The organism is Sorangium sp. So ce1335, assembly GCF_051521615.1.
Taxonomy (GTDB): Bacteria; Myxococcota_A; Polyangia; order Polyangiales; family Polyangiaceae; genus Sorangium.
The window spans coordinates 9,446,109-9,462,956 of record NZ_CP150363.1; the positions used below are offsets into that span (position 1 = coordinate 9,446,109).

Below are 16,848 nucleotides of genomic sequence, written 5' to 3' on the forward strand. Positions count from 1 at the left end.
CGCCCCGGGAGCCGCGCGCGCGCTCGATCACGGGCGCACGCGCACCATGCGAGACCAACACACAGCAGGATCCATTCATGCGCACAACCACCTCTTCACTCATCGCCCTCCTCGGCGCCGTCGCGCTCTTCGGCTGTTCGTCCTCGGAGGCCGGCCCTGGGGAGCCGGGGGGCGTGGTGCTGGAGCCCCCGGCCCAGGGCACCGGCGTCCAGTACCGGATGACCTCGACGATCGCGCCGGCGCAGGAGATCGAGCGCTGCCAGCTCTTCGTGGCGCCGCCGGAGGGGCTCAACGTCAACAAGGAAGAGGTGCGGTTCTCGGGCGGGAGCCACCATGTCCTCCTGTACGCGACGCCGTACACCGAGATGCCGACCGAGACGCGACGCGGCCAGAAGCTCGACCCGACGCAGGTCCACGACTGCAACGACGGTCCCCAGGCCGACTGGGATGTCACCGGCGTGGTCGCCGGCTCCCAGTCCGCCGACGGCGCGTCGTTCCTCGGCGCGCTGCCGGACGGGGTGGCGCTCAAGGTCCCGCCGGGCACGGTGCTCCTGATGAACACCCACTACCTGAACTCGTCGGCCGAGCCGCTCGAGACAGACGCCCGGATCAACCTCTACACGATCGCGGACGACGAGGTGGAGACCGAGGCGGGCATGCTCTTCCACTACAACCCGTTCATCAGCGTGCCCGCGCACGGGGAGTCGTCGGCGCGGATGCGTTGCACCACCGAGAACGACATCTCGATCGTGCGGATCCAGTCGCACATGCACCGCCGCGGCGTCGGCTACGTCGCCCACAAGGTCGGCGCCGACGGCAAGATGACGGAGCTCTATGCCCACGACCGGTGGGAGGATGTCCCGTCGCAGGAGTTCGCGCCGCACCTCGAGCTCAAGGCGGGCGAGGCCCTGGACTACCGCTGTGATTTCAAGAACGCCGAGGCGCGCGACGTCGCCCAGGGCCTGACCACCCGGGACGAGATGTGCATGCTGATCGGGCCGTACTTCCCGCGGTCCGAGGCCTACGAGAACTGCGCGAACGAGCAGGACGACCTCGCCGGGACGTGGTTCGGCTCGGGGAAGTCCACGTGCGCCGAGGCGCTCTCGTGCATGAACGAAACGCCTGCCGACGCCGGGGACGCCGCGTTCTACGGCTGCATCGTGAACAGCTGCGAGAGCGTCGGGCCGCAGCTCTCGGAGGTGATCACCTGCCAGATCAGCGGCGCCTACGGCGCGTGCGACGAGGCCTGCGGCCCGGACGCCGAGGCGTGCAACGACTGCATCCTCAGGGAGTGCGCCGCGGAGATCGAGGCCTGCGAGGTCGCGACGTGCGACTGACCTCCTCCCGATGAGCGCCGCCGCGGGGCGGCTCTCCGCCGCCCCGCGGCGCTCCTGCGCCCCGCGGCGCTCCTGAGCGCCGCTGCACCGCTGCGCTCCGCCGCCCCGCCCGGGCCGCGTCAGCGGGCCGCCGGGGGCCGCTTCAGAACTCTCCCCTGAGCTCGATCCGCCCGAGGCCCACCCCGGCGCTCCAGACCGCGCCGCGCCGCGGCTGCGGCGCCGCCGCCGCGGCGTCGGGCGCGGCGTCGCCGCCAGGCCGCACCACGAGCAGCACGACGCCCGCCGCGGCCGAGGCGGCGCCCACGACGAAGCCCACGGTGGACACGTGGCCCAGCGTCGTCGCCGTGTCGGCGTCGCCCTTCAGATCGGCCGGGCAGCGCTGGCCTTCGCAGCGCGCCTTGATGTCCGACACCCGGGAGAGCGACGCGATGCCCGTCGCGGCGCCGACGCCGAGCCCCACCGCCCCGAGCCCGAACGCGATGCCCGCGGGCAGCAGCGAGCCGCCGCCGCCCTCGCGGCGCGGCGCGGGCGCCGCCGGAGGCGCGGGCGGCTTCAGCGCGTCACGCACGCCGGCGAGCTCGATCTCGGCGTCCTTCCGCGCCTCGAGGAACGCCGGCGGCGGGTCCTCCGGGAGGGCCTCGTCGAGCACCTGCTCGTACAGGGCGCGCGCGGCCTCCAGGTTCCCGAGCTTGCGCTGGCACCGCGCCATGTAGAGCACGAGCGTCGGCGCGTGGTAGAGCCGGTCCGCCTCCTGGAAGGCCTCGAACGCCTCCTGCCAGCGGTCCGCGCCGTAGAGCTTGAGCCCCTCGTGCGCCTTGGTCCTGGCGAGCTGCTGCGCGTCGGCCGGGGCGCTCTCCGGCGGCTCCGCCGCGAGCGCCGGCGCCGCGGCCAGCAACGTCACCGCGAGCGCGCACCGGCGAAGACAGGTCGAGAGCATCACCACGCTTCTCATCGCACGGTTCATCGCACGGTTCATCGCACGTTTCATCGCACGTTTCATCGGACCTTTCATCGGAGGCCGGAGATTCGTCAAGCGCCGCACGATCGCGCTGTCCTTGCTGCCCGCTGCGCGGCCTGGCGGGCCCGCAAACGCGGGCTCGCCGCGGCGGCGGCCGACGCGCGGAGGCAGGTACACTAAGGCGAACCGCGCGCCACCGTCCAGCGGCGACACGGGCGCGCGCGGCCCCGGCCGTGCCGGCTCCCCGGCGAGCGGGGAGCGCTCCGCCGGCGAGGTCCCCTGCGCGACAGCGGCGCGACGGCCGCGTGACAGCGACGGCGCGCGCTCGGCTCGCCCGCCGCGCGCGTCGCTCGCCGCGCGCAATGACTCGCCGCGCGCGGACCGCCGCGATGATCGCCGCACGGAAACCGATTGGATACATTGCTCGTGCTACGCGCTCCATCATGACCTGTCTCCTCAAACGCTCGGAGGAAGTAGCGACGAGAGCTCGATGGAGGCTCGACAGCGGTTTGACGGATGAGCGGTCGCTCGTGGAGCTGCTCGGGGTCGTCACCGTCGACGTCCACGAGGCGGCCAGCATCGATGAGGCGCTGCATCGCACCATCGCACACATCTGCGACCACCTGAGCTGGCCCGTCGGACACGCGTACGTGCCGGCCGCGGACGACCCGTCTCTGCTCCTGCCCACGGCGCTCTGGTACATCAGCGACGAGGTGAAGTTCGCGACCTTCAAGGCGGTCACGGAGGCGACGCAGTTCACCTCCGGGGTCGGGCTGCCCGGGAGGGTGCTCGCCAGCAAGCAGCCGGCGTGGGTACGGAACGTGACGGAGGACGCCAATTTCCCGCGCGCCAGGCTCGCGAGGAACCTCGGGGTGAAGGCGGGGTTCGCGTTCCCGGTGATGGTGGGCTCCGACGTGGTGGCGGTGCTCGAGTTCTTCTCGGACGCCGAGCACGGGGACGACGGGACGTTCACCGCGACGATCGGCCGCATCGCGCGGCAGCTCGGGCGGCTGTTCGAGCGCAAGCACGCGCAGGAGATGCTGGGCCGGGAGCGGGACTTCATCACCGGCGTCATGGATCTCGTGGACGGCCTCATCGTGGTGCTCGACGCGCGCGGGCGCATCGTCCGGACGAACCGCGCCGCGGAGCGGGCGCTGGGCGGCGGGCGCGGGCTCCTGGAGCCGCGGTTCCTCTGGGACCTCACGCCCGATCCGGCGGCGTCGGCGCAGCTCAGGCTCCTCTTCGAGGCGCTCGGCGCGGGCGGGCCGATCCGGCAGGTGGAGGTCCCGTCGACGGCGCGGGACGGCGCCCGCCGGGTGACGGCCTGGTCCGGCGCCGTGCTGGGCGGCAAGGACGAGGGGGCTCGGTTCTTCATCATGACCGGCATCGACATGACGGACCGCAAGCGCGCCGAGGAGGAGCGCGCGCGGCTCCAGGAGGAGGTGATCCAGGCCCAGGACGCGGCGCTGGCGAGGCTCTCCATGCCGATCATCCCGCTCCGCGACGACGTCGTCGTCCTGCCGCTCATCGGCCCGCTCGAGGCGCAGCGCGCGCGCCGCATGATCGAGGTGCTGTCGCGCGGCATCGCGGAGCGCCGCACGCGGACCGCCATCGTCGACCTGACGGGCGTGGACGGCCTCGATCCGGAGGCGGTGGAGGCGCTGCTCGATCTGGTGCGGGTCGCGGGCCTGCTCGGCGCGCGGGTGGTCCTGACGGGGATCCGCCCCGAGGTCGCCGGCCGCCTCGCCGCGAGCGGCGCGGACACCCGCCGGCTCGCGGTGAAGAGCTCCCTGCAGAGCGGGATCGCGTTCGCCCTGGGGAGCCGCTGAGCCCCCGAGTCGGACCAGGGGGGACGCGACCGCGTCGAGCGGCGCGCGCGCCCGGGGCGGCTGACGCTCGTTGACGCTCGTTTGCCATCGGAACCGCATCATCCCAGCATCGAACAGGGGTGATCATGCTCCCGCTGTGTCCCTGCTCCGTGGTGTAATGAGGAGATCCCGAGAAAGGCCCGGTGCAACGATATGCGATCGACGCTCATCCTGAAGCGATGTTCATGGGTTCGGCTTCCGTTGCTCGTACCGGCGCTCGCCCTGGCCGCGTGCGCTGCCGAGCCGCTGGAGGTCGAGGGGGTGGGCCCGGAGCCCGCCCTCCTCGGCGAGCGCAGCGACGCGCTCTCGACGCGCGTCCGGCTGATGGCCGCGAACCTCACGAGCGGCACGCAGCAGAGCTACGATCTGGGCCACGGCAGCCGCATCATGCAGGGGGTCGAGCCCGATATCGTGCTGCTGCAAGAGTTCAACTACGACAGCAACTCGAGCGCTGACATTGACGACTTCGTGGAGTCCACGTTCGGCGCGGGGTTCAGCTATTACCGCGAGGGTGGGGCGCAGATCCCGAACGGGATCGTGAGCCGGTGGCCGATCGTCGAGTCCGGCGAGTGGGACGACGGTTCGGTGGGCAACCGGGACTTCGCGTGGGCGCGGATCGACATTCCCGGTCCGGTCGACCTCTGGGCGGTCAGCGTCCATTTCCTGACCTCTGGCTCGGGCGCGCGCGACACGGAGGCGGGGCAGCTCGTCTCGTACATCGAGTCGGTCGTCCCCGACGGCGATTACCTGGTCATCGGCGGCGACTTCAATACGGGGGGCAGGGACGAGGCGTGCATCAGGACCTTGAGGGATGTCGTCGTCGCGCAGCCGCCCTACCCCGCGGACGCGAACGGGAACTCGAACACGAACGCCGGCAGGACCAAGCCGTACGACTGGGTGCTCGTCGACGGCGATCTGGAGCAGCACGAGGTCGCCGTCGCGATGGGCGGCAGCAGCTTCGCGAACGGGCTCGTGGTGGACACGCGCGTCTATTCTCCACTCACGGAGATCAGCCCCGCGCGCTCTTCGGACAGCGGCGCCCCGTACATGCAGCACATGGGCATTGTACGCGACTTCCTGATCCCCGACAGCGGAGGCAGCGGAGGCGCCGGCGGCAGCGGGGGTGCCGGCGGCAGCGGCGGCAGCGGCGGCAGCGGCGGCAGCGGCGGCAGCGGCGGCAGCGGCGGCAGCGGCGGCAGCGGCGGCAGCGGCGGCACGGGCGCTGCCATCGTGATCATCAACGAGATCCTCGCGAACGAGGCGGGCAGCGACGTGAGCGGCGAGTTCGTCGAGATCATCAATGTCGGCGGGGAGACGGCCTCGCTCGGGGGGTGGACGCTCGCCGACAAGACGGCGACGCGGCACACCTTCCCCGCGGGAGCGTCGCTCGCGCCATCCACGGCCATCGTGGTGTACGGGAATGCCTCGGCGGTGCCGATCGGCAGCGGGGCCGTCGGCGCGTCGACGGGGACACTGCACCTCGGCAACGGGGGTGACACAGTCACGCTGCGGAACGCGTCGGGGGCGACGGTGAGCAGCGTTGTGTACTCTTCCGTGCTCGCCGGGCAAGACGGCGTGTCGATGAACCGCAGCCCGGATGCTTCGGCGGACGCGACGTTCGTGCTCCACAACATCCTCGGCGGGAGCTCGTCGCCCGGCAAGCGCGCGAGCGGTCTCTCGTTCTAAATAGCCGATCCCGAATCGGCAACGGGCGAGCTGACCACAGGCCGCAGGCTCGCGGACGACCCCGGGTACGGGGAGAGGGCCTCCAGGCAATCATCCACCTCCTCGACGAGTTGGTCGATGCTCGCGCACCGATGGTTGCGGGTGACGTTGTCGTGGACCTGCTTCCAGACACGTTCGATGCGGTTGTACTGGGGCGCATACGGCGGCAGGAAGTGCAGCACGAGCTTGCCTCCCGCGGCCTCGACGAATGCTCGGGTCTTCTTGCTCGTGTGGATGCCGAAGTTGTCGACGATGACGTGCAGCCGCCGGTAGCGCCGGTAGCGGCGCAGCAGCGTGGCCAGCGCCGCGATGAACAAGTCGCTGCTCTTGCGAGCGCCGAACGCCCACGTCAGCTTGCCCGAGCCGATCGTCAGCGCGCCAGCGACGTAGCGCTTCTGGTTGTTGCCGGGCGTGAGCACACGCTTCTGCCGACCGCGCCGCATCCAGTCGAGCCCGAGCCGCGGGTTGAGATCGACATCCATCTCGTCGACGTAGAACGCGATCTCGTCGCGGGGCAGGCTGCAGATCAGCTTGCGGATGGCTCCGATCCTGCGGCGCTCGCGCGCCTTCGGCCACGGGCAGCGGACGATGGGACGAGGGCGCTTGCGGCGCGCCCCCATCGCTCGCAGCAGCCGACCGATGTGGCCGACGCTCAGGCGCAGCCCGGTGTCGCGTTCGAGCTGGAGCGCCAGCAGCTCGCGCGTCCACGTCGGCCGTGCCCAGCCGAAGTCCTGCGGGCTCGCGTCGAGCAATTGCTCAAGCCGCCGCCGGTGCGCTGCAGAAACCTTGCGCTGACCGTTGTGCGCGCGATGGTCGCGTAGGCCCGCAAGCCCTTCGGCGAGGAAGCGCGAGCGGATCCGACTGATCGTCGAGCGAGCGACCTGGAGCTCCTCTGCGATGCGTGCCGGCGTCGCTCCGGCGTCCAATCTCAGCAGAACCAGGCAGCGGATTCGGTAAGCCCCATCCCGCGCTTTTCGGGCGCGCTGCTGAAGCACCCGCTTGTGACGGCAACGAAGCCGAAGAACATTCTCCCCATCGGCCTCTCCTCCTCGTGGTGGGTTCGTTCACAGCGGCCACGAGGGCACGGAGAGGCCGACCTGCAAGCTTTCCGTTCAAGCGCTTGGAATTGCTGGCGTTCCCGAATCAGGATCGGGAATTTAGAACGACGGTCACGTTGAGCGAGCGAGAAATGAACCGCCAAGGCGCCAAGGACGCCAAGGACGCCAAGAAGAAGAAGAAGAAGAAGAAGACAATGTCTTGGCGTCCTTGGCGGTTCGAAGTCCTGCTCGTTTCAGGCGGGTTCAACCCGTTTGTTGCTCTGGCTGGCGGGGTGAGCCCGCGGGGGGAGAGAGAGAAGAAACCACAGAGGCACAGTGGGCACAGAGGAGAGAGAAAAGAGAGGGAGAAAGAGAGCACCTACATCCTCTCTTCTCTGCTCTCTCTTCCTCGGTGCCCTCTGTGCCTCTGTGGTTCGATTTCTTCTTCATCACGGGCTCTGAAGCGCGGCATCGTCCTCGGAAGGCGCCAGAGCGACTCGACAACGCCGAGCAGGACATAGGCGCCGGTCAGCCATGCGACCACGAACCCCGGCGCCCATCGGGCCGAGACGAGCGCGCTCGATCCCAGGGCGAACGCGATCAACAGCGCAGCGCGGGTGTCGAAGCGAAGGTCCTTGAACGACCGGAACCGGATGGTCGACACCATGAGGAGCGAGGCGACGAGCATCGCCGCGAGCACCGCCGGCGCGGCGCCCGCGCCGCCGAGCGGCCCGCCCGCGGCGCCCCCGGTCATCACGATCGCGACGAGGATCCCGGCCGCGCCGGTGACCGGGAGACCCACGATGAACCTCGGGGGCGGCCCGGCGCGGCCCGCGTCGCGCATCGCGAGGACGTTGAAGCGGGCGAGCCGGATCGCCCCGCACGCGGTGAACACGAACGCGCCCAGCACGCCGGCGAGGCCGAGGCGATGCAGCGACCCCTGGTACACGAGCACGGCCGGGGCCACGCCGAACGAGACGAGATCGGCCAGCGAGTCGAGCTCCCGCCCGAACGCGCTCTGCGTCCGGGTCATCCGCGCGACGCGGCCGTCGAGCGTGTCGAGGACCATCGCGACGAGGACGAGGAGCGCCGCGCGCTGAAGGTCCTCGTCGGACCGCGCCGAGGCCGAGCGCCGTACCGCGTCGAAGCCACAGAAAGCAGAGGACAGCGTGATCAGGCTCGGGAGGAGAGACAGCATCCTCCTCGACACGGCCCCCGGCCGCTCCCGCGCCGCCTCGCCGCGCGGGCCCTCGGGACGTGACCTCGGGCCCTGCCGCGACCTCGCAGGGCACCATGCCTCGACGCCGGTGTCCCACGCTGCTGGATGATGTTCGGACATGATGGCGATCCCGCGGGCCGTCGGCGCCACACGGCGCGCGTGGCGCGACGGCAATCCTTGCCATGCCCCTGCCATTCACGGATGGCAATCTTTGCCAGGACGGCAAGGCTTGCCGTGCGCAGGCTCGACCCGCGCGCGCGCTCGATCGGCGGCAGGCGCTCCTGCGCCGCGCTCGCTGCGTCGCGCCGCACGATCCCGCCGGAAGGGCTCCCACGCGGCGGCGCGGCATGCCGGTTGCGATGGCGCCGGGCGAAGCGGGCTGCCACGGCCGGACCTCCCTCCGACGAGGCGCACGAGCGGCTACGGCGCGAGGTGGATCCGCCTCGGAGCGCGCGCCGCTCCGGAGCGATCCCGGTCCGCCCCCTCCACAGGAGCGATCATGCATCTTCGTTATGTCGTCAAGTTCCCCTCCATCGCAGCGGTGATGTGCGCCGCGGCGTCGGTCTCCCTGGGCGCCTGCAGCGGCTCGGATCCGGTCGACGACGGCGTCGTTGCCGCCGCCGGCGAGGCCCAGGAGCTCACGGCCGAGAGCGCGGAGGCGCTCACGTGCCCCGCGGACGTGCCGCACATGGACCTCCGGAAGTCCTTCATCGTCACGAAGGAGATGGACCCGGCCATCCTGGCGCAGGACGCGTTCAAGCTCGAAACCGTCCTCCGGAAGCTCATCACAAGCGTCGGCTCCGACCAGACGCCCCTGGATGTCTACAGGCGCTGGTGGGACACGCAGAACGTCAGCACCAGCGCCGCCTTCTCGGACGCCATCCACTGCAACGACAACGGCCTTGTCGATGGCAATGGCTTCATCAACGGGTTCCCGTTTGCGTGCCCCAGGGCCGAGGGCGCGCTCGCCACGACAGACCCGTTCGTGGACGGACCGAACTTCATGGAGCCGGTCGCGCTCGTGAACCGGTTCGACCTCGCGCCGAAGGACGACGCGCCGGAGGGCGGCGCGCACTGCGGTGAGTACCGGATCATCTACGCGAAGAAGTCCGGCCAGACCAACAACCTCGACCGCAATCTCATCATCTTCGAGGGCCAGCTTCCGAACCCGCACCCGGAGTGCGGCGTCGCCGCCTGCCTCCCGGTCGCCGAGTTCTGGGCGAGCCTCTCGACGATGACCGACGAGCAGCGCGCCGAGAAGCTCAGAGAGTTCTATCACGACGGCCTGGACGGCTTCGATCCGGTCCTCCAGGCGTCCAATTTCATGCACTCGACCGGCCAGATCCGCACGAATCAGTTCATGCAGTTCCCCTGGACCCTCCGCGAGTTCAAGCTCGACGTGGGCACCGACTCCGCCGACAACTCGGTCAGGCTCTTCTTCAAGCCGGTCACGGTGAAGGAGAACCCGTTCGAGGGCCTGTTCAGCAGCTCCTTCGACCCGAACGACAGCCGCGGCGTCCTGTTCCAGAGCAGCTTCCTCGGCGCCCTCGACGGGCTCGTGCCGTCCGACGACGACGAGAACGACATCTCGCTCCGCACGCTGCCCATCCCGGACGTCTACAACGCGGCCGAGAGCCCGGTGGACCCCAGCAAGGCATACAGCGCCCAGCTGCAGACAAACCCCGCGTTCATGACCAGCATCGAGACGGCGCTCGATCCGATCCTCCAGAGCCGCGGCCTCTGGCCCAACGCGGTCACGGCGGAGGACGCCGCCGATCGCGCCGGCACCCAGTCGTGCGCCGGGTGCCACCAGCTGAGCGACAGCGGCAGCCTCGGCGGCTTGCACGTGTGGCTGGGGCATGACCCGGCTCGCCAGCCCAACGCGTTCGTCCACGTCGACGAGCTGGGCCGGATCTCCGCGCCCCTCGAGTGGAAGTTCCTCCCCCACCGCGCGCAGGTCCTCAAGTCGTTCATCGAGGAGAAGTCGTGCACGACGGCCTGCACCCCGACGGCCGAAAGCGCCAGCTTCGCGGCGGCCAGCGCGGAGGCCCCCCTGGACGGCGCGGAGCAGGTCCGCACGCTCGGCGGCTCGACGACCCACTGAGGGCGCGCCCCTCGGCCTGATCCCCCCCGCAGGTTCGCGCGGAGCGCCGAGGCGCGGCTCCGCGCGGTCTCCGCTGCCCCTCGGCGGCGTCCACAGCCAGAACATCTGCTGCTCCTGCGGCCCGCACCCAGCGCGCGAGCGGCGCCCACAGGCGACGGCCGGGCAGGCGGCGCCGCCCTCGGCAGCGGCGCGGCCGAGCCGCCGCGCTCATGGTCTCGCCGACCCGTTCGCGACCGCGCGGCGCGCCCCCCGCTCACTCCTGCAGATCGGTGCTGAGGAAGACCTCGTGGATATCGAGCTTGCTCGGGCCGGCGAACATCTCCTTCGGCGCGCGGTTCCGGTGCGCCTCGGCGAACGCGGGGCTCTGGGTCCAGGCGATGAAGTCGTCCATCGACCGCCACCAGGTCTTCACCTCGTAGAACCCCTGCGCGTCCGGGTCGGGGCTCCACGTGCCCGTCGCGTGGTCCAGCTTCATCGGCTTCGGCCGGTGCACCTCGTTCCGGATGAAGCCGGGCGCGCGGTCGACCAGATGAACCCGGTTCTTGAAGCGGTCCTCGAACTCGGCCTCGTGGCCCTCGGCGACAGGAATGCGGTTGGTGACGACGATCATGGCTCCTCTCCTTGCTGGCTCCTCGCGGGCGCCGGTAACCCGCGCTGGCGGGCGGTGGCGAGCTTAGCAGTACCCCCACCCTCCGGGGGCAACGCCGCGCGCTCCTCCCGGAGCCGCGGCAAATAATTGTGGAAATTCTTGCCGCTCACCGCAATGCGTTCCAGGACGCTCGGCCGGCCAGGGTCGATGGGCGGCCCGGCCGAATCGGATTGACAGCCCCGCCTTTCGGCTCCTTTATCTCCGGAGGTCCCTCCATGAACGGCCCCATGAAGGTTGGTGACAGACCCGCGCCGGTGGAGCCCGGACAGGAAGGGCCCGATCGCTCGGAGGTGGAGGGGGTCGTCCGCCGGAATATCCAGGCGCTCCTGGAGGTCCGGCGGGAGCAGGAGCGAACGAAGAGCTTCCAGGAAGCGCTGGCCGACAAGATCACCGGCTTCACGGGGAGCATGACGTTCGTCTTCCTCCACGCCGCCTTCTTCGGGGGGTGGCTCGTCGTGAACACGGGCGTCGTCCCCTTCATCAAGCCGTTCGATCCATTTCCGTTCGTGATGCTGGCGATGATCGCCTCGGTCGAGGCCATCTTCCTCTCCACCTTCGTGCTCATCAGCCAGAACCGCATGCAGGCGCTCGCCGACAAACGCGCCGATCTCGACCTCCATGTGAATCTCCTGGCGGAGCACGAGGTCACCCGGCTCGTCGAGCTCGTCGACGGCATCTCCCGTCACCTCCAGGTGCCCCGGCGGACCGACCCGCACCTCGAGGAGCTCAAGAAGGATGTGCATCCCGAGATGGTGCTGGAGGAGATCGAGCGCGTGCAGCACGACGCCGTGAAGGAGTGACTACGGGCTTTCCCTAGAACGAGCAGTGGTATTCCCGGACGCTGCTCCGTCCCTCGACTCGTTGCCTGACGTTCCCGCGCGCTTGATTTCGAGCGGTACTACCTGACCCGAAGTCTGTCAGGCAAATCCCGGATAGCTTTGGCGGTATCTGAGTACTCCCCATGTGAACTGGGGAGGTCGCACAGGACGGTGCGTATCAAAACTCTCACGGGCCACTCTTGCCGGCTCGTGGATTACATGTTACTCGGATGGCGTCCGGGGCATCGATTGTACGATGTCCGTGATGAACAGACCCGGACGCGCCGTGCGGTGGGCCGTTCGGACTGCAGGGTGGCAACACGGGCGCCCTGGAGCCAATGGTTTTCGTGACCAGGCTCAGCCTGGTTTGCTCCGGGTCGTGGCGTTTTGCCACGCATTGACCATCGACCAAGAGGCATATGGCCAGTCACGTCCTCATCACCGGTGGAGCGGGGTTCATCGGCTCGCACGTCGCCGACGAGCTCCTGCGCCAGGGACATCGCGTCCGGGCGCTCGACAGCCTCATTCCCCAGGTACACGGCGCCGAGCGCCGGCGCCCGGCGTACCTCGATCCGGAGGTCGAGCTCATCGTGGGCGACGTCCGCGACAGGGAGGCGGTGAGGTCGGCGCTGCGCGGCGTGGACGTCGTGTACCACTTCGCGGCCATGGTCGGGGTCGGACAGAGCATGTACCAGATCGAGGAGTACACCTCGGTCAACAATCTGGGCACCGCCGTGCTCCTCGAGGCGCTCGTCGAGAAGCCCGTGTCGCGGCTGATCGTCGCCTCCAGCATGAGCGTGTACGGCGAGGGCCTGTACCGGACCGCCTCCGGGACGGTGGTCGCCGGGGCGAGCCGCCCGCTCGATCAGCTGAAGCGCGGCGACTGGGAGGTCCGGAGCGAGACGGGCGAGGTGCTCGTGCCCGTGCCGACCCCCGAGTCCAAGACGCCGGCGCTCGAGTCGGTCTATGCGCTCTCCAAGTACGACCAGGAGCGGCTCTGCCTGACGATCGGGCGCGCCTACAACATCCCGACCGTCGCCCTCCGCTTCTTCAACGTCTACGGCCGCCGTCAGGCGCTCTCCAACCCCTATACGGGCGTCCTCGCCATCTTCGCCTCGCGGCTCCTCAACGACCGTCCGCCGCTCATCTTCGAGGACGGGCTCCAGCGGCGCGATTTCGTCAGCGTCGCCGACATCGCCCGCGCCTGCGTCCGGGTCATGACGGCCGACTCGGCCGTGGGCCAGGTGCTCAACGTCGGCAGCGGGCGGTCGTACACCGTGCGCGAGGTCGCCGAGCACGTCCGGAAGGTGATGGGCAAGGACAACATCGACCCCGAGATCACCGGGAAATCGCGGCTCGGCGACATCCGTCATTGCTTCGCTGACATCGGCGCGGCGCAGCGCAAGATCGGGTATGAGCCCCAGGTCACGCTCGAGGAGGGGCTGCGCGATCTCGCCGGCTGGCTCGAGGGGCAGGTGGCGAAGGACTCTGTCGCCCAGGCCCGCGCCGAGCTGGAGTCCCGGGGGCTGACGGTATGAGCGCCGCGCAGCTCGATGGCATCAGCGCGGGCCGCGCGCCCGCGCGCCCGGCGCTGATCACCGGCGGCGCCGGGTTCGTCGGGTCCAACGTGGCCCACCGCCTGGCCCAGGCGGGTGAGTCGGTCATCCTCTTCGACAACCTCTCGCGGCCCTCGGTGGCGCGCAACGTGGACTGGCTGAAGCGCGTCCACGGCGACCGCATCACGCTGATCACCGGCGACGTGCGGGACGCCGGCGCGGTGGCCGAAGCGGTCCGTCGCGCCTCGAGCGTCTTCCATTTCGCCGCCCAGGTCGCGGTGACGACGAGCCTCGTGCGGCCGGTGGATGACTTCGAGATCAACGCCCGCGGGACGCTCAACGTCCTCGAGGCCGTCCGCGCCCAGAGCTCCCCGCCGCCGCTCCTCTTCACGTCCACGAACAAGGTGTACGGCGGCCTCCCCGACGTGCCGCTCCAGTGCACGGGCCGGCACTACGAGCCCGAGGACGCGGAGCTCCGCGTCTCCGGCATCTCCGAGGCCCGCCCGCTCGACTTCCACAGCCCTTATGGCTGCTCCAAGGGCACGGCGGACCAGTACGTCATCGATTACGCCCGCACCTTCGGGCTGCCGGCGGCCGTGTTCCGGATGAGCTGTATCTACGGCCCGCGCCAGTTCGGGACCGAGGACCAGGGCTGGGTGGCCCACTTCCTCCTCCAGGCGCTCCGGCGGGAGCCGATCACGCTCTACGGCGACGGGATGCAGGTCCGGGACGTGCTGTTCATCGACGACCTCGTCGACGCCTTCCTCCTCGCCCGCAAGCACATCCGGCAGGTCTCCGCGACGGCGTTCAACATCGGCGGGGGCCCGGAGAACACGATGAGCCTGCTCGAGCTGCTCGACCTCATCGAGGAGCTCGACGGCAAGCGCCCGGCGACCGGCTTCGAGGCGTGGCGGCCCGGCGATCAGCGCTACTACGTCTCGGATTGCCGCCGGTTCTGCGCGGCGACGGGGTGGTGGCCGCGCGTCCGGGTCCGCGAGGGCGTCCGCAAGCTGTACGGCTGGCTGCGCGAGATGATGGAGATGACCGGCGCCGGCAAGGCCGCCGCCGGTCAGGCGACCGAGGAGCTGCGCATGGAGGGCGTCGGGTGAGGTTCGCGCTGGTCAACCCGCCCTGGAGCTTCGAGGGGAGCATCTACTTCGGGTGCCGCGAGCCCCACCTGCCGCTCGAGTACGGCTACGCAAGGGCGCTCCTCGAGGCCGCGGGGCACGAGGCGGCGATCGTCGACGCCCAGGCCCGCGGCCTCTCCCAGCAAGCCGTCCGCGACGAGGTGGCCGCGCTCCGCCCCGACGCCGTCGTGGTGACCACCGCGCCGAGCTACCTCTTCTGGCGCTGCGCCCCGCCCGAGCTCCGGGTCCCCCAGCAGACGCTCCACGCGCTCCGCGACCTTCCGGGCCTCCGGTTCGCGGTGGGGCCGCACGCCTCGACCACCCCGCGCGCCACCCTGCGCAAGCTCGGCGTCGACGCTGTCGTGATGGGCGAGTGCGAGGAGGTGCTGGTGAAGCTCGCCGATCTCCCGCGCTCGCGCTGGGGCGAAGTCGACTCCATCGCGGTTGTGGACGACGGCGGGGAGCCGCGCGTGCAGGGCGGGCCGCACGCGTCCGACATGGGCCGGCTCCCGGCCCTCCGCTGGGACGACGCCACGGTGGCGCGCCACGCCCACCACCACCACCGCTTCGACACGACGCCCGTCGGCCCTGGCGCCGAGATCGAGGCGTCCCGCGGGTGCCCCTACCACTGCACCTTCTGCGCGAAGGACAACTTCCGCGATCGCTACCGCAAGCGCCCGCTCCCGGTGCTCCTCGACGAGCTCGACGGGCTCATCGCGCAGGGCGTCCGCTACGTCTATTTCATCGACGAGATATTCCTCCCCGACCGCCCGCTGCTCGAGGCGCTCGTCGATCGCCCGGTGTCGTTCGGCGTCCAGATGCGCGTCGACAACTGGAACCGCGAGATGCTCGACCTGCTCGGCAAGGCGGGGTGCGTCTCGATCGAGGCGGGGGTGGAGAGCATCACGAAGGAGGGCAGGAGCCTCCTGGCCAAGCACTGCAAGCTCTCGACCGAGCAGCTGAGCGACCTCCTGATCCACGCGAAGAAGAGCGTCCCCTTCGTCCAGGCGAACCTGATCCAGTCGCAGACCGACGACCCGGCGGACGTCACCGCCTTCCGGGAGCGGCTGCGGCAGCACGGCGTGTGGGCGAACGAGCCGGTGCCGATGTTCCCGTACCCGGGCTCGCCCGACTACACGATGCGCTGGGGCCGCCCGGACGATCAGGCGTGGGAGCGCTCGGTCGAGCACTACCTCGGTCAGTTCGATCACTTCAGCGACATCCAGGAGAGCCGCCCGCTGCCGCTCTCCGCGCTCGAGGTCGCGGCGCCGGGCCATGGGTGACGCCTTGCACGCGCTCGGCTCCGTCCTGATGACCGCCGACACGGTGGGAGGCGTCTTCTCCTACGCGATCGAGCTCGCGCGCGCGCTCGCGGGGCACGGGGTGCGGACGTCGCTCGCCACGATGGGCGGGCCTCTCTCGGCCGCCCAGTGCGAGGCCACGGCCAGCGTGCCCGGGCTCGCCCTCTTCGAGAGCCCCTACCGGCTCGAGTGGATGGACGACCCCTGGGACGACGTCGCGCGCGCCGGGGACTGGCTCCTCGAGCTCGAGGAGCGCGTCCGCCCGGACGTCGTCCACCTGAACGGCTACGCGCACGCCGCCCTCGGCTTCCGCGCGCCGAAGCTCGTCGTTGCGCACTCCTGCGTCCTCTCCTGGTGGTCCGCCGTCCTCGGCGGGGACGCGCCGCCGCAGTACGATCGCTACCGGCGCGAGGTGGCCCGGGGGCTCGCCGCCGCCTCGGCGGTCGTGGCGCCGACCCGGGCGATGCTCGACGCCCTGCTGCGCCACCACGGCGCTCTCTCGCGGCGCACCCGCGCGGTGGTGATCCCCAACGCGGCCGACCTCGATCGGTTCGCCCCGCGGCCCAAGGAGGCGTTCATCCTCGCCGTCGGGCGGCTCTGGGATCAGGCAAAGAACGTCGCCTCGCTCGGCGAGGTGGCCCCTCACCTCCCCTGGCCGATCCGGGTGGCCGGCAGCGACGTCCACCCCGGCGGGGGCGCGCGGCCGATCCCGTCGCTCGAGCACCTCGGCGTGCTCTCCCCGTCCGGCGTCGCCGACGCGCTCGCCCGCGCGTCGATCTACGCGCACCCGGCCCGGTACGAGCCGTTCGGCCTGTCGGTCCTCGAGGCCGCCCTGTCCGGCTGCGCGCTCGTCCTTGGCGACATCCCCAGCCTGCGCGAGGTCTGGCGCGACGCGGCCGTCTACGTGGATCCCGGCCACACCGAGGCGCTCCGGCGCGCGCTCCAGACGCTCATCGACGCGCCCGGCCTCCGGCAGGAGATGGCGTCGCGCGCCCGCGCCCGCGCCTTCGACTTCTCGCCGCGCCGGATGGCCCGGAGCTACCTGCACCTTTACGGCGACCTCCGCCGGCGCGCCTTCGCCGCGCGGCGCTCCGCGGCGCGCGAGGCCGCGGGCGCCGCCGCCGCTGCCGCCGTGGGAGGCGAGTGAGC

The 16,848-nt window shown here is 70.7% G+C and carries 13 protein-coding genes; 9 read left to right on the forward strand and 4 right to left on the reverse strand.

All coding sequences use genetic code 11. The annotated features are described in order from the left end of the window. Nucleotides 1-77 precede the first annotated feature (77 nt). Complete coding sequence (locus tag WMF24_RS35105; protein ID WP_437731806.1) at nt 78-1,337, forward strand: hypothetical protein; 1,260 nt, start codon at nt 78-80, stop codon at nt 1,335-1,337. Between the two features lie 142 nt (nt 1,338-1,479). Here WMF24_RS35105 and WMF24_RS35110 read toward each other — a convergent pair whose 3' ends face one another. Next, a complete protein-coding gene (locus tag WMF24_RS35110) occupies nt 1,480-2,289 on the reverse strand; it encodes a tetratricopeptide repeat protein (RefSeq protein WP_437731807.1) in 810 nt (269 codons plus the stop codon). 515 nt (nt 2,290-2,804) lie between these two features. Between WMF24_RS35110 and WMF24_RS35115 the strand changes: the two genes are divergently transcribed. Together WMF24_RS35115 and WMF24_RS35120 are read left to right on the forward strand one after the other, a co-directional pair. Further along, nucleotides 2,805-4,124 carry an STAS domain-containing protein gene (locus tag WMF24_RS35115; RefSeq protein WP_437731808.1) on the forward strand — a complete coding sequence of 440 codons (1,320 nt, stop codon included), beginning with the start codon at nt 2,805-2,807 and terminating at the stop codon, nt 4,122-4,124. 240 nt (nt 4,125-4,364) lie between these two features. Next, the gene (locus WMF24_RS35120) at nt 4,365-5,849 is read left to right on the forward strand and encodes a lamin tail domain-containing protein (RefSeq protein ID WP_437731809.1); all 1,485 of its coding nucleotides are present in this window, start codon (nt 4,365-4,367) and stop codon (nt 5,847-5,849) included. Here the strand turns inward: WMF24_RS35120 and WMF24_RS35125 are convergent. After that, nucleotides 5,846-6,883 (reverse strand): IS630 family transposase, encoded by a 1,038-nt coding sequence (locus tag WMF24_RS35125; protein ID WP_437731810.1) that lies wholly within the window; start codon nt 6,881-6,883, stop codon nt 5,846-5,848. The genes WMF24_RS35120 and WMF24_RS35125 overlap by 4 nt on opposite strands. A 421-nt stretch (nt 6,884-7,304) precedes the next feature. Further along, complete coding sequence (gene pssA, locus WMF24_RS35130) at nt 7,305-8,123, reverse strand: CDP-diacylglycerol--serine O-phosphatidyltransferase (protein ID WP_437731811.1); 819 nt, start codon at nt 8,121-8,123, stop codon at nt 7,305-7,307. Nucleotides 8,124-8,643: 520 nt separating this feature from the next. Between pssA and WMF24_RS35135 the strand changes: the two genes are divergently transcribed. Next, entirely contained in the window at nt 8,644-10,248 is a 1,605-nt protein-coding gene (locus WMF24_RS35135) for a hypothetical protein (RefSeq protein ID WP_437731812.1), read from the forward strand. Between the two features lie 253 nt (nt 10,249-10,501). Here the strand turns inward: WMF24_RS35135 and WMF24_RS35140 are convergent, their stop codons facing one another. Beyond that, complete coding sequence (locus WMF24_RS35140; protein WP_437731813.1) at nt 10,502-10,858, reverse strand: antibiotic biosynthesis monooxygenase family protein; 357 nt, start codon at nt 10,856-10,858, stop codon at nt 10,502-10,504. Nucleotides 10,859-11,124: 266 nt separating this feature from the next. Here WMF24_RS35140 and WMF24_RS35145 point away from each other — a divergent pair, with 266 nt between their 5' ends. The 5 genes from WMF24_RS35145 (at nt 11,125) to WMF24_RS35165 (ending at nt 16,846) form a co-directional block, all read left to right on the forward strand. Continuing rightward, the gene (locus WMF24_RS35145) at nt 11,125-11,697 is read left to right on the forward strand and encodes a DUF1003 domain-containing protein (protein ID WP_437731814.1); all 573 of its coding nucleotides are present in this window, start codon (nt 11,125-11,127) and stop codon (nt 11,695-11,697) included. Nucleotides 11,698-12,134: 437 nt separating this feature from the next. Further along, nucleotides 12,135-13,253: an SDR family NAD(P)-dependent oxidoreductase gene (locus WMF24_RS35150; protein ID WP_437731815.1), complete on the forward strand. Its 1,119-nt coding sequence runs from the start codon at nt 12,135-12,137 to the stop codon at nt 13,251-13,253. Continuing rightward, complete coding sequence (locus WMF24_RS35155; RefSeq protein WP_437731816.1) at nt 13,250-14,380, forward strand: SDR family NAD(P)-dependent oxidoreductase; 1,131 nt, start codon at nt 13,250-13,252, stop codon at nt 14,378-14,380. The genes WMF24_RS35150 and WMF24_RS35155 overlap by 4 nt, the downstream gene beginning before the upstream one ends. Further along, a complete protein-coding gene (locus tag WMF24_RS35160; protein ID WP_437731817.1) occupies nt 14,377-15,681 on the forward strand; it encodes a TIGR04295 family B12-binding domain-containing radical SAM protein in 1,305 nt (434 codons plus the stop codon). The genes WMF24_RS35155 and WMF24_RS35160 overlap by 4 nt, the downstream gene beginning before the upstream one ends. After that, entirely contained in the window at nt 15,674-16,846 is a 1,173-nt protein-coding gene (locus tag WMF24_RS35165; protein WP_437731818.1) for a glycosyltransferase family 4 protein, read from the forward strand. Before WMF24_RS35160 ends, WMF24_RS35165 begins: the two co-directional genes overlap by 8 nt. The last annotated feature ends 2 nt before the right edge of the window (nt 16,847-16,848 follow it).

Excerpts from the sequence above, each read along its gene's own strand:
- WMF24_RS35105 (WP_437731806.1), top strand. The coding sequence starts at position 78 with ATGCGCACAACCACCTCTTCACTCATCGCCCTCCTCGGCGCCGTCGCG.
- WMF24_RS35110 (WP_437731807.1), bottom strand. The coding sequence starts at position 2,289 with ATGAGAAGCGTGGTGATGCTCTCGACCTGTCTTCGCCGGTGCGCGCTC.
- pssA (WP_437731811.1), bottom strand. The coding sequence starts at position 8,123 with ATGCTGTCTCTCCTCCCGAGCCTGATCACGCTGTCCTCTGCTTTCTGT.
- WMF24_RS35135 (WP_437731812.1), top strand. The coding sequence starts at position 8,644 with ATGCATCTTCGTTATGTCGTCAAGTTCCCCTCCATCGCAGCGGTGATG.
- WMF24_RS35140 (WP_437731813.1), bottom strand. The coding sequence starts at position 10,858 with ATGATCGTCGTCACCAACCGCATTCCTGTCGCCGAGGGCCACGAGGCC.
- WMF24_RS35145 (WP_437731814.1), top strand. The coding sequence starts at position 11,125 with ATGAAGGTTGGTGACAGACCCGCGCCGGTGGAGCCCGGACAGGAAGGG.
- WMF24_RS35150 (WP_437731815.1), top strand. The coding sequence starts at position 12,135 with ATGGCCAGTCACGTCCTCATCACCGGTGGAGCGGGGTTCATCGGCTCG.
- WMF24_RS35155 (WP_437731816.1), top strand. The coding sequence starts at position 13,250 with ATGAGCGCCGCGCAGCTCGATGGCATCAGCGCGGGCCGCGCGCCCGCG.
- WMF24_RS35165 (WP_437731818.1), top strand. The coding sequence starts at position 15,674 with ATGGGTGACGCCTTGCACGCGCTCGGCTCCGTCCTGATGACCGCCGAC.